The sequence below is a fragment of the Halomonas sp. G11 genome, from assembly GCF_001663515.1.
In the GTDB taxonomy this organism is placed as follows: Bacteria; Pseudomonadota; Gammaproteobacteria; order Pseudomonadales; family Halomonadaceae; genus Vreelandella.
The window spans coordinates 116,141-127,825 of sequence record NZ_LYXG01000003.1; the positions used below are offsets into that span (position 1 = coordinate 116,141).

Annotated in this window: 11 protein-coding genes; 4 read left to right on the forward strand and 7 right to left on the reverse strand. The window is 58.9% G+C overall.

All coding sequences use genetic code 11. The features are described 5' to 3' along the window. Positions 1-28 precede the first annotated feature (28 nt). Together ADS46_RS02350 and ADS46_RS02355 are read left to right on the forward strand one after the other, a co-directional pair. On the forward strand, positions 29-2,158 hold the full coding sequence (locus tag ADS46_RS02350; RefSeq protein WP_066315789.1) for a RelA/SpoT family protein: 2,130 nt from the start codon (positions 29-31) through the stop codon (positions 2,156-2,158). A 98-nt stretch (positions 2,159-2,256) separates the two neighbouring features. Continuing rightward, positions 2,257-2,646 carry a RidA family protein gene (locus tag ADS46_RS02355; protein ID WP_066315792.1) on the forward strand — a complete coding sequence of 130 codons (390 nt, stop codon included), beginning with the start codon at positions 2,257-2,259 and terminating at the stop codon, positions 2,644-2,646. 68 nt (positions 2,647-2,714) lie between these two features. On the opposite strand, the gene ADS46_RS02360 is transcribed toward ADS46_RS02355, so the two are convergent. Next, positions 2,715-3,596: an SDR family oxidoreductase gene (locus ADS46_RS02360; protein ID WP_066315802.1), complete on the reverse strand. Its 882-nt coding sequence runs from the start codon at positions 3,594-3,596 to the stop codon at positions 2,715-2,717. Positions 3,597-3,780: 184 nt separating this feature from the next. Between ADS46_RS02360 and ADS46_RS02365 the strand changes: the two genes are divergently transcribed. Then, a complete protein-coding gene (locus ADS46_RS02365) occupies positions 3,781-4,710 on the forward strand; it encodes a hydrogen peroxide-inducible genes activator (RefSeq protein WP_066315804.1) in 930 nt (309 codons plus the stop codon). Further along, positions 4,707-6,785 carry an ATP-dependent DNA helicase RecG gene (gene recG / locus ADS46_RS02370; RefSeq protein ID WP_066315805.1) on the forward strand — a complete coding sequence of 693 codons (2,079 nt, stop codon included), beginning with the start codon at positions 4,707-4,709 and terminating at the stop codon, positions 6,783-6,785. The genes ADS46_RS02365 and recG overlap by 4 nt, the downstream gene beginning before the upstream one ends. 42 nt (positions 6,786-6,827) lie before the next feature. On the opposite strand, the gene ADS46_RS02375 is transcribed toward recG, so the two are convergent. The 6 genes from ADS46_RS02375 to ADS46_RS18785 all read right to left on the reverse strand — a co-directional run. Next, positions 6,828-7,205: a hypothetical protein gene (locus ADS46_RS02375; protein WP_066315808.1), complete on the reverse strand. Its 378-nt coding sequence runs from the start codon at positions 7,203-7,205 to the stop codon at positions 6,828-6,830. Positions 7,206-7,312: 107 nt separating this feature from the next. Next, positions 7,313-9,202, reverse strand: coding sequence for a phospholipase effector Tle1 domain-containing protein (locus tag ADS46_RS02380; RefSeq protein ID WP_066315816.1), 1,890 nt, complete (start codon positions 9,200-9,202; stop codon positions 7,313-7,315). Beyond that, positions 9,199-9,705 carry a DUF3304 domain-containing protein gene (locus tag ADS46_RS18355; protein ID WP_082925936.1) on the reverse strand — a complete coding sequence of 169 codons (507 nt, stop codon included), beginning with the start codon at positions 9,703-9,705 and terminating at the stop codon, positions 9,199-9,201. Before ADS46_RS18355 ends, ADS46_RS02380 begins: the two co-directional genes overlap by 4 nt. Before the next feature lie 3 nt (positions 9,706-9,708). Beyond that, positions 9,709-10,215: a DUF3304 domain-containing protein gene (locus ADS46_RS02385; RefSeq protein WP_082925937.1), complete on the reverse strand. Its 507-nt coding sequence runs from the start codon at positions 10,213-10,215 to the stop codon at positions 9,709-9,711. 3 nt (positions 10,216-10,218) lie between these two features. Next, complete coding sequence (locus ADS46_RS02390; protein WP_066315818.1) at positions 10,219-10,983, reverse strand: DUF4123 domain-containing protein; 765 nt, start codon at positions 10,981-10,983, stop codon at positions 10,219-10,221. Between the two features lie 3 nt (positions 10,984-10,986). Beyond that, on the reverse strand, positions 10,987-11,685 hold a 699-nt coding region (locus ADS46_RS18785), incomplete at its 5' end, for a bacteriophage T4 gp5 trimerisation domain-containing protein (protein ID WP_199825170.1).

An 11,685-nucleotide genomic window follows, 5' to 3' on the forward strand; every position in this document is an offset into this window, starting at 1 on the left:
GATTCACGACCGATTAGAGGCGCGGTGAATGTTTACCATTGATGACCTGGCCGACCGACTCGGCGGCTACTTACCCCCCGGCGAGATTCAACAGGTCAAACGCGCCTTTTATTACGCTGAACAGGCCCACGACGGTCAGCGGCGTCGCTCCGGCGAACCTTACGTTACCCACCCGCTGGCGGTAGCCAATATCCTTGCCAACATGCACATGGACCATCAAAGCTTGATGGCTGCCATGCTGCACGATGTGATTGAAGACACCGGCGTGTCGAAACAAGCGCTTGGCGCCCAGTTCGGCGAGCCAGTGGCGGAACTGGTTGACGGCGTCTCCAAGCTGACCCAGATCACCTTCGAAGATAAAGCCGTCGCCCAGGCGGAAAATTTCCAGAAGATGGTCCTGGCGATGTCGCGGGATATCCGCGTGATTATCGTCAAGCTAGCCGACCGGCTGCATAACATGCGCACCCTGGGCGCACTGCGCCCCGACAAAAAGCGTCGCATCGCCCGCGAAACCCTGGAAATCTATGCCCGCATTGCCGGGCGCTTGGGTATCAACACCATCCGCGTCGAACTCGAGGACCTGTCCTTCCAGGCGATCCACCCGATGCGGTCGGAGCGAATCAAGCGGGCTGTCTCCAACGCCCGCGGGCATCGGCGCAGTGCGATGCGGGAAGTTCAGGCGACATTGCAAAAAAGCGTCGACGACGAAGGCCTGAGCGGTACGGTCGTCGGTCGCCAAAAGCATCTGCTGTCGATCTATCGCAAGATGCGCGACCAGCGCAAACCCTTTGTCGAAATCATGGATGTGTTCGGCTTTCGCATCATCACCGACGATGTGGCCAGCTGCTATCGCATTCTGGGCGTGGTGCATAATCTGTATAAGCCGGTGCCGGGGCGCTTCAAGGACTACATCGCGATTCCCAAGGCCAACGGCTACCAGAGTCTTCACACCACCTTGTTTGGCGCGCGGGGCATGCCCATCGAGGTGCAGATTCGCACCCGGGAAATGGAGGCCATGGCCAATAACGGCATCGCCGCCCACTGGCTGTATAAAGCCGGGCAAACCTCCCATCCGATCGCCGAAGGCAGCCATGCCCGCGCCCGTGCCTGGGTGAAAGGGCTTTTGGAGATGCAGCGCCACGCCGGGGATTCCCTGGAGTTTATCGAGCACGTCAAAAACGACCTGTTTCCCGACGATATCTACGTGTTTACCCCAAAGGGCGACATCATGGAGCTGCCCCAGGGTGCTACGGTGATCGACTTCGCCTATACCGTGCACACCGATATCGGCAATCACTGCATCGCCTGTCGCATCGATCGCCATCTGGCGCCGCTTTCCACGCGTCTCGAGAGTGGCCAGACGCTGGAAATCATCACGGCTCCCGGGGCCCGTCCCAATCTGGCGTGGCTGAATTTTGTCACCACGGCCAAGGCGCGCTCGGCCATTCGTCATGCCCTCAAGCATCAGCAGCATACCGAAGCGGTGATGCTCGGGCGGCGGCTGTTGAACAAGGCGCTGGCGCCTTTCAATACCAGCCTGGAAGAGCTGGAGCCGACGGTGATAAGCCGTGCGTTCGAGCAACTCGACGTGTCGTCGGAAGAGGCACTGTTAGAGTCGTTGGGCCTTGGCAACCGCGTTGCCCACGTCGTCGCGCGGCGCCTGGTGGATGTTGCGGACGGTCATCCCAGCGAGCAGATTAACGAGGGCACCCACCATAAACCGGTGGTGATAAGCGGCAGCGAGGGCATGGTGATCAACTTTGCCCGCTGCTGCCACCCGCTGCCCGGCGATAGCATCATCGGCCACCTTTCGATGGGTAAAGGGCTTGTGGTACACCGGTCTGAATGTAAAAACCTGATGGACAGAGACGACCCCGATAAAGTCTTTGCGCTGGAATGGTCAGAGAACATCGACGAAGACTTCCCGGTAGTTCTCCGCATTGAAATCGAAAGTCGCCGAGGGATCGTGGCGCAACTCGCCGGGCTGGTCACCGATGCGGATGCCAACATCGAACGCATCGGGATTGAAGAGCGCGATGCGCGTCTCGCCACGGTGAACCTCACGCTTGCGGTAAAGGGTCGCGTTCACCTTGCCCGCATCATGAAACGTATCCGCAACCTGCCTAACGTCAGCAAAATAACCCGCATGGCAAATTAAGCGCCCGCTGTGGCGACCTGCTGGCCCATGGCTGGCAGCGTTAGCCATGGCGAGACCACCATGATCAACGTTGAGTGCACCAAGGAGCATGACATCCAATGAGCAACAAAGCTGTTATCAACACCGAGAAAGCCCCCGCTGCTATCGGCCCCTACTCTCAGGCGGTTAAAGCAGGCAATACCGTGTACCTGTCAGGCCAGATTCCGCTGGACCCGGCCACCATGGAAATCGTCTCGGACGATTTTGAACTGCAGGCTCGTCAAGTATTTACCAACCTGCAGGCGGTCTGCGAAGAAGCTGCCGGGACGCTTGGCGATATCGTCAAGCTGAACCTGTACCTGGTCGAGCTGGATAACTTCGCGATCGTGAACAAGGTAATGGAAGAGTTTTTCGATATGCCATTCCCGGCCCGCGCCGCGGTGGGGGTAAAAGCCCTGCCCAAGGGGAGCCAGGTGGAAGCCGAAGCCGTCATGGTCATTGGCGATTAAGGCAGAGCAAGCATCTGCCATGAGCAGGCTGGAGGCTCATGGCAGTGTTGTGGACCCGTGAATGGCGGTCAAGCCTTTTGCACGCGCCAGAAGCCGCCTTCTTTCAATACCTGAGCGTAGCCTTCGCGGAACGTCGGGTAGCGGAATTGATAGCCGGTTTCGAGGATCCGCCGGTTATCGCAACGCTTGCTGGTACGTCGACGCAGCGGCGATTGCATCGTGTCGGTGGACGCGACCTTGAGCTGCTTGGCAATCCAGTCCATCACGTTATGCATGGTGACCGGTTCGCAATCGCTGCCCAGGTAGAGGTCCGCCAGCGGTCGGCCGTTTTCCTGGCAGTGAATCAGATGGGCCAGAATGCCGGTGCAGTCGTCGCGGTGAATACGGTTGGAATAGATCACCGGGGTGACCGCGGCGATCCGACCTTCGGCGACCTGATGGATAAGCCGGTCGCGGCCAGGGCCATAGATGCCCGAAAAACGCACCACGGTACCGGGTAGCGGGTGGTTGATCAGCGCCTGTTCGGCTTCGCACATCAGGGTGCCGGAGAAGCTTGTCGGTTCGGTCGGGCTTTCCTCGTTGACCACTTCGCCTTCCTGCTGGCCGTAGACGCTGGTCGACGACACGAAAAACACGCGGCGTGGCGGTGTGGCGTGTTGTTCCATGACGCTCAGTACCCGTTTCAAGCCCTCGGGGTAAGCGCTCTGGTAGGCACTTTCTTCAAAGTGGTCGGCGCTCACCGTGTAAATGACGTAATCCGCCTCGGGAAGCGCGCTTGCGTCGGCGTATTCAAGCTCGTTGAGGTCCAATGCCAAGGGCTCGATCCCGGTATCCTGCAGGGCTTCGATACGGCGACGAACGCCAATCACGCGGTGTCCTTCGCTGAGCAGTTCGCGACCGAGCGTTATGCCGATATCGCCACAGCCAATAATGAGTACGGTTAGCGTCACTTGCTCGCTCCTATTGATAAATAATCCCTATTAGATACAAGGTCCCTGATCTACAATTCCTTATATATAGAAGCAATCGTAGAGACGACATCGTCAGCAGGGCCTGTCTGTGTCCTTTTCCTACCCGCTAACTGTCGCGATCGCTAGTCACAAGCTGCTACGAGAGGATGCCACTGGCGCCAATATGACTTTAACAGAACTTCGCTACATCGTAACCCTTGCCCAAGAACGCCACTTTGGTCGTGCCGCCGAGCGCTGTCATGTTTCCCAGCCCACCTTGTCGGTGGCGGTCAAAAAACTCGAGGATGAATTGGAAACGCCATTGTTCGAGCGTTCCAAGGCGACGGTCCAGGTAACGCCGTTAGGTGAAAAGATCATCGCCCAGGCGCAGCGCGTGCTGGAGCAGAGTAGCCTTATCTTCGACATGGCCAGCGCGGGTAAAGACCAGCTTGCCAATCCACTGCGTATCGGGGCCATTTATACCATCGGGCCCTATCTGTTTCCGCATCTGGTACCCGAACTGGCCAAGGCCGCACCGCAAATGCCCTTGTATATTGAAGAGGGGCTGACCGGCGGGTTGCGCACCAAGCTGCGCAGCGGTGAGCTGGATGTCATCATCGTGGCGTTGCCGTTCACCGAAACCGACGTGGTGACCAAGCCGATTTACGATGAAACCTTTGAAGTGCTGCTGCCCGCCAAGCATCGCTGGGAAGCGCGGGAGGCGATCCATAAAGAAGAGCTATTGGAAGAGCGTCTGCTACTGTTGGGGGAAGGCCACTGCTTCCGCGACCAGTTGTTGGAAGCCTGCCCTGCGATCACGCAAAAGCTCAACAATCCCAATAATACGCTCATTGCCGAAGGTGGCTCGCTGGAGACAATCCGGCATATGGTGGCCTCCAAGCTGGGCATCACCGTGCTGCCTCAGTCGGCGCTGGGCACCGACCAGTATGAAAACGCCATGCTGGTCAGTCGCCCCTTTGTCAGCCCCGCGCCTTCGCGAACGGTCGCGATTGCCTGGCGGGCCAGTTTTCCGCGCCCCAAAGCCATTGATGCGTTGATCAACGCCATCAATCATTGTCGTCAGCCAGCCCAGGCGTCGACGGTTGCCTCATGACGGCGCTTTCGGCACCGGTCACCGCCCTTAAAGGCGTTGGTGAAGCACTGGCGCTGAAGCTCGGCCGCCTGGGGATAGAGCAGGTCAGCGACCTGCTGTTTCATCTGCCGTTGCGCTACCAGGACCGCACCCGGCTGACACCTATCGGCGAGCTGCGCGCGGGCAGCGAGGCGGTCATCGAGGGCGAGGTCACCGCCTGTGACGTGGTCAAAGGGCGCCGACGGAGCCTGCTGGTGAGGCTGCGCGATAATAGCGGCATTTTAAGCCTGCGTTTTTTTCATTTCTCCCCCGCCCAGCAGCAACAACTTAGGCCCGGGGCTACCGTGCGAGCCTTTGGTGAAGCGCGCGCCGGGGCGACGGGGCTGGAAATCTATCACCCCGAATACAGGCTGAGCGGTGGCAGCGAAACGCCGGTCGACGAGTACTTTACGCCGATTTATCCCACTACCGAAGGGTTGCATCAAACGCGCCTGCGCGCGTTGACCCAGCAGGCGCTGGGACTGCTGCAAAATCAGCCCGAGGCGCTGCCCGATGTTATTCCCGAGGCGCTGCGCCAGCGCTTCCAGCTACCCGGGCTGCATGCCAGCTTGAAGCTTCTCCACCAGCCGCCGCCGGATGCCGACCTGGAGCAGCTGACTCATGGCCAGCACCCGGCGACGCGGCGTCTGGCGTTGGAAGAGCTGTTGGCCCACCAGCTAAGCCTGCGCGAGGTGCGTTTGCGCATTCAGTCAGATGGCGCCCCTGAGTTACCTTCCGGGCGAGGCCTTCAGGCGCGTTTTCTTGCCCAACTGCCTTTCGCCCTGACGGGTGCCCAGGGGCGGGTGCTGGAAGAAATTGCCCTGGACCTTGCTCGCCCAGCCCCCATGTTGCGGCTGGTACAGGGCGATGTGGGCTCGGGAAAGACCGTGGTCGCCGCCATGGCGGCGCTCTCGGCGTTGGCAGGGAACTGCCAGGCGGCGATCATGGCGCCCACGGAAATCCTCGCCGAGCAGCACTACCGCTCGTTTAAAGCCTGGTTTGAGCCACTGGGCATCGAAGTGGCCTGGCTGGCCGGCAAGCTCAAAGGCAAAGCGCGGCTGGATACCAAGGCGGCGATTGCCGATGGCCGTGCGCGCATGGTGGTGGGCACCCATGCGCTGTTTCAGGACGATGTGCATTTCCAATGCCTGGGGCTGGCGATTATCGACGAGCAGCACCGTTTCGGCGTGCACCAGCGCCTGGCGCTGCGTGAAAAAGGCGAAGCGGGCGGGCTGACACCCCATCAGTTGATCATGACCGCCACGCCCATTCCCCGCACGCTGGCCATGAGTGCCTACGCGGACCTGGATGTCTCGGTAATCGACGAGCTTCCTCCCGGCCGGACGCCGATCAAGACCGTGGTGGTCTCCGACGAGCGCCGCCCGGAAGTGGTCGAGCGCATTCGGCGCGCCTGCAGCGAAGGCCGCCAGGCCTACTGGGTGTGCACGCTGATCGAAGAGTCGGAAGCGCTGCAGTGCCAGGCGGCGGAAGTAACCCGCGACGAGCTTACCGAGGCGCTGCCGGAGCTTGCCATTGGCCTTGTGCACGGGCGCATGAAGTCCAGCGAAAAAGCCGAGGTGATGGCGGCGTTTAAAGAAGGCGAGCTGGATTTACTGGTCGCCACGACGGTGATCGAGGTGGGCGTGGACGTCCCCAACGCCAGCCTGATGATTATCGAAAACCCCGAACGCCTGGGGCTTTCCCAATTGCACCAGCTGCGCGGCCGCGTGGGGCGCGGCAGTACCGAGAGCTTCTGCGTACTGCTCTACCACCCGCCGCTGTCCAAAACCTCCCGCCAGCGTTTGGCGGTGATGCGCGAAACCACCGACGGCTTCCGCATCGCCGAGAAAGACCTGGAAATTCGCGGCCCCGGCGAAGTCCTCGGCACCCGCCAGACCGGGCTTGCGCAGATGAAAATCGCTGACCTGGAACGCGATGCTGACTTGCTGGACCAGGTCACCGCCCTGGCCCAGTCGCTGCAAGGCAACAAGGACATCACCACCGTGCTGGTGCGCCGCTGGCTGGGGGAGGCGGCAGGGCGCTATGGGCAGGTGTAGCGTCGGTGCATAGAGGGCTAGAGTTTTGGGGTGAGTTTCTTCCTAGCTCTCGATGCTGTCACGCCGCTGGGCCCTGCGATGGTAAAAAAACAGGTAGGCAAGACCCAGTGGTGCGATGAAAATGGCAAACCCCCAGCACAGTATTATCGTAAAAAACTTCACAATCAGCATGAATAAGGCATTGACGAAGAACACGTTGTCGCCCATTAAAAACCCCATCACCTCTTCATAGACAAAGCGCGAGTAAGGGTATAACAAGGCGTTGGTTAGAAACAGCAAGCCTTGATCCAACCTTAGCTGTGCGTCCCCCTGTATAATGACAAATACAATCAACGCCGAGAGGCCTGCACTAAAGAACATTTGGCGCAGGTAATAGCGCAGTGAAAGGCCACCGAATGTCATGCCGATGAAATGACGCATGGATATCTCCTAATAATCCGTTTTCTTTTTTTCTCTACCTAAACCTGTTCAGGTGCCAGGTGTCGGTAGCTGTTAATTAATGAAGCATTCGAGCAGTAAGGGTCCACTCAACGCATCGTCCAACCTTCCATGGCCTCCCTGGGATGCTGTGAAGGCTGTTCCGGTGGCGCGCTGGTTGCCTCCTCTGGCATATCCACGCCGCGCCAGGCGAAATAGCGGTAGTGTCGGCTACCTATGCTGGCGTTGGCGCCCCCTGCCTGAAAGCTCAGCGCCTGATCGTCATCATGGCGGTCATGGATGCCATAGCGGAATAGATAGGCGACCCCGGTGCTGTTTTCGAAGGTGGCTTCCATCTCACCTCGCGCTGTTTCTCTGCTAGTTCGGGCCCTCCATAGCGCCGCCCATTTGCCCTCGGTGGCCAGGTGTTGCCGGGCGTGGCGAGCTATCTCATTGTTCGCCCCAAAGTGCTGGCCAATAAGCGTTCGCGCCTCTTGATCGACCTCTTTCAGCCAACCCCATTGTGCTTCCAGTTCGCCCAACGCTTGCTCGATCTCTTGAGCGCTAGCGGTGATATCCTCCCACTCGGCAGGCTGGGTCAGCGAGGCTGTGGGAACGCCTAGGACGCCGCTGGGTGTTCGGCTGGGCAGTTCGTCGAGCCGGGCTTCCAGCGCAGCCTTGGTATCCCGGTATATCAGGTAGCGCTTGGCCAGCCAGGCGAGGTACAGCTCACTATGAAAGCGGAAGTTCTCGCCACTGGGCGTCCGATGCCCCCGGGTTGCCTCTGCGTAGGCCTGAGCCAGTGAAGGGAGCGTATGGCCCTCTATTACATCATCCACCATAAAATATGCCGCCACATCGGGGTTACGTTGGTAAAGTTGCTCCAGACTCGGAACGGGCACACCGGCTCGATGCGCCATGCGATACATCCGGTGCAAGGCATAGCGGGAAAGCTCGGCGCTGGTTTTCTGCTCGCCGACCTTTAGGCCCCCACCTACATCTTCGCTAATACCAGGCAGCAATTCCTCGCGCCAGTTGGGGCGCTCCCCGCCAAGGGGGCGGCAGCGGCGGGTAATGCGTCGTTCGTGGGCGGCAACCAGGTGCACCGCCCGGCGGCAGGCGGGGTGCAGGGGGCCGCCGTCATCGATTTCCGTGACGGCCGGTGTCAGGGCTTCCAGCGGGCCCATATCCGGGTGGGTGCGATGCACGCAATCGAAAAGCCCGGCAAAGGCGACGACTATTTCCGCACCCTGGTAGCGGTAGGTGTCACCCTCGCGGTCGCAGGTTTCATCGAGCAGCTCGCGGATAAAAGCCTTGGCCAGGGCGGCACCAAAGTCGAAGCCGAATACCGAGACCCGAATCGTGCGTAATGGCATATCGCCTGAATTTGCTTGTGCCACCAAACGCTCAAAATCACTCATTGCTTTGGTTAGACGTGAGGCCGCCCCGCTGGTCAGTAATGTGGCCATCAAGGGGGTGTCCCGTAGCGGCGACCAGGATTCGATCCCCAGGCGTACCACGGCATCACGGGGTGCTTTTAGCCACCCCTTGAGCGAACTGAACTGCTGCACCAGGGTGCGTCGCGAGGTCTCCCACCAGGCTCGCCCGCTCTCTTCCAGCAGCCCGCGCCCTACCGCCTCACGGGCACTACCACTGATATGTCCTTCGACTGTGCTGCGGGCTTCACCGGGGGCCATACGCCCCACGGCGGCCATATTTTCGGACGCCTCGGTCTCCAGTTGCGTGCCCAGACCGGGAAGGTAGAGTTTACGAAAACGCTTACCCACTCCATCATATTCAGGACCAGGAAATGCACGGTGTAATCGCGCAATATTACTCAGGCGTCCTTCTGCTTCATCATGAACTAGGTTTCGCCCTACGCCATCGAAAAAAACACCGATTTCCAATGTACTTTGACAAGCAAGACTGATTTGCTGTGTGAAATCTTCATTGATCGCGGTCAATGCATCACAGTTGGCTATGATTTCTTGCTCTGTCATTGAGTTTCCCCTCCCACAGTCGTCAATGAAGTCTCGCTGTAGGGAGACTCCAAGCCCGGACTCCACCTTAATTTCACTTCTTTGTCCGATAAAATATGTACATGCAGATATAGGTCGTTACGGTCACGCTCAGGCATAGATAGATTTACTGTGTGAGATTCTGGACTATCATCACGCTCAAATTCTTCTACTGTTCTGCTGTAAGTCCAAGCCACTTCAGCAGTCTTTCCTACAACTCTCTGACAGCAAACAATGCTTCCACCTCCGCTATTAGGACCTAAGTCTCCACCAGCAGCTTCGTTAACGCGAAAACTATGAATTCGTCGTTCTGTGTGATTATGGCCAACGATGGAAGCGCTAGTTGGGCCTGGATGCAGGTTAGGCATAAAGAACAGCCATATAAGGAAACCCGCTAAAAGCACCGCTAGGCCCCAGCGTGCTTTCTTGGGCAGGCCGTCCCACATTTGATTAAACAACCAGTTCCAGATCCATCTCACCAGCATGGGTTACTCCTGATAGCGGGCCACATCGAGGCGCTTTGGCAAATGGTCATAGGGCGATACCAAGTCCGGGCTCCAGCCGAGCTTGACTTCGTTATTGGGTAGAAAATGCACATGCAGGTAACGGTCTTCCCGGCTACGTTCGGGCATCGGCAGTGTGACACTGTGCCTTTCAGGCTCATCGCCGCGCTCGAACTCCTCAACGGTTCGCCCATAAACCCATTCCACCTCGGCGGTATCACCGCTAATTCGCTGGCAGCATATTGTGCTCCCGCCTCCATAAGCTCCTAGGTTTCCTCCACCACGCTCATTAACCCAGAAACGATGGACAGGCCGATCGATATGACTATGCCCACGTATGGAGGTATCCGTGGGCATTGGGTGCAGGTTAGGCAGAAAGAGAAGCCATCCCCATAAGCCCACTATAAGCGCAGCGAGGGCCCAGCGTGCTTTCTTGGGCAGGCCGTCCCACATTTGATTAAACAACCAGTTCCAGATCCATCTCACCAGCATGGGTTACTCCTGGCTGCGGGCTAACAATCGGCGATACACATAGGCCAGCCGCTCGCCCGTTTCAACCAGGCCCGCTTCAGTTGCGGCCAGGAGCGCGGCCTCCACCCGCTGTGGTCGAGTGCAGGCGCATACGCCAGCAAATAACTCTGGGTGTTGCTGGGTCAGCAGCCGAGTAAAGGAGCGAACCTCGGGGTCGCCTTGCAGCGCTTGGTAAAGTGAGGAGGACAGTGTCAACTGCCATGGAGATTCACCTGGGACTTTAGTCGGCATGGCGCCCAGGGGCTGCCAGCCCTGCTTATCGTCTGGTCGCCACCACTGTTCGATGCCACCGAAAAGTGAGCGGTGCCAGTCAGCGTGGGTCTCGGCATGTAATTGCGTGATCACCCGGGGCAGGTAAAAACGTAGCAGGGAAGGCGGCTCATCCACAGGACACGCTACCATTGCAGGGGCTAACTGAGTGGCCAACTGCTGGGTTGTTGTACGGCTCTCAATCCAGGCATGCAGAGCGCAGCCAAGCGCTGCCTGTGCTGCTATCTCGTTTAACGCATCGAACGTTACCTCAAAAAGCCAAGGGCCTTCGGTGGTTAGATGTGGCTGTTGGTCATCCTGCAGCAAAGGCCAAGCCGAGACGCCATCTGTTTCAAATAAAGCAGTGCGTAACGCCGGTTCAAGAAGTCCCAACTCAATCAGGGCCGTGCGTTTTAACGCCTTATCCGCTGGCCAGGGAGGTCGTTGCCAATCGGTGGGTATATGAGTGATCTCGACCATCGGCTATCCCTCTGCCTGGATCATTGTTTGCCCTGAGGCTAGCGCTTCCTGCCAGCACTCCTCGCATACCTCCGGTACCTTAAGGCGTGTCGTCAGCAGCGCCTCTTGCGTCACGCCGTCTGCACGCTGATGTACTTCAGACTTTGTCTGCCCGGGCAGTAACGGCCCTTGCGCCTGCTGCCCACTCCCCACCCCTGGGCTACCCCCAGAATTGATCTTGACCTGGGCGCCGACAATGGTGACGCCGCTGGGGTCGATTTTCAGGAAGCTACCCCCGGCCTCGAGGGTGATCTCTGCGCCAGCATCGATCACCGTCTTGCTGCCTGATTTTTGATGCACTTCCTGTCCTGCTTCCAGCAGGTGCGCTCGGCCGACTTTTTCGTGGCGGGTGCCGTCGATCATCAGGTGGTCGTCGCCGTCTACCTTCGCATGGCGGTTGTTGTGCACCGTGTGGTGATCGTCGTTATCGATCTCGCTGATGCGGTCGTTGTGCACCTTGAGGTGGCTGTCGCGGCGGATCTCTTCGGTGCGGTCGTTGAGCGTCAGCAGCTCCAGGTCTTTCTGGGCGTGGAGCCAGATCTGCTCTTCGCCCGCTTCGTCTTCGAAGCGCAGTTCGTTGAAGCCCTCGGCCTTGTGGCTTTGGGTGCGCAGTACCGTGCGGGTCTTGTGTTCGGGCAGCGGGTACGGCGCGGTATTCACCGC

What these genes read in the sequence shown, in the direction of transcription:
- ADS46_RS02355 (WP_066315792.1), top strand. Translation starts at nt 2,257, where the DNA reads ATGAGCAACAAAGCTGTTATCAACACCGAGAAAGCCCCCGCTGCTATC.
- ADS46_RS02380 (WP_066315816.1), bottom strand. Translation starts at nt 9,202, where the DNA reads ATGACAGAGCAAGAAATCATAGCCAACTGTGATGCATTGACCGCGATC.
- ADS46_RS02385 (WP_082925937.1), bottom strand. Translation starts at nt 10,215, where the DNA reads ATGCTGGTGAGATGGATCTGGAACTGGTTGTTTAATCAAATGTGGGAC.
- ADS46_RS02390 (WP_066315818.1), bottom strand. Translation starts at nt 10,983, where the DNA reads ATGGTCGAGATCACTCATATACCCACCGATTGGCAACGACCTCCCTGG.
- ADS46_RS18355 (WP_082925936.1), bottom strand. Translation starts at nt 9,705, where the DNA reads ATGCTGGTGAGATGGATCTGGAACTGGTTGTTTAATCAAATGTGGGAC.
- ADS46_RS02375 (WP_066315808.1), bottom strand. Translation starts at nt 7,205, where the DNA reads ATGCGTCATTTCATCGGCATGACATTCGGTGGCCTTTCACTGCGCTAT.
- ADS46_RS02365 (WP_066315804.1), top strand. Translation starts at nt 3,781, where the DNA reads ATGACTTTAACAGAACTTCGCTACATCGTAACCCTTGCCCAAGAACGC.
- recG (WP_066315805.1), top strand. Translation starts at nt 4,707, where the DNA reads ATGACGGCGCTTTCGGCACCGGTCACCGCCCTTAAAGGCGTTGGTGAA.
- ADS46_RS02350 (WP_066315789.1), top strand. Translation starts at nt 29, where the DNA reads ATGTTTACCATTGATGACCTGGCCGACCGACTCGGCGGCTACTTACCC.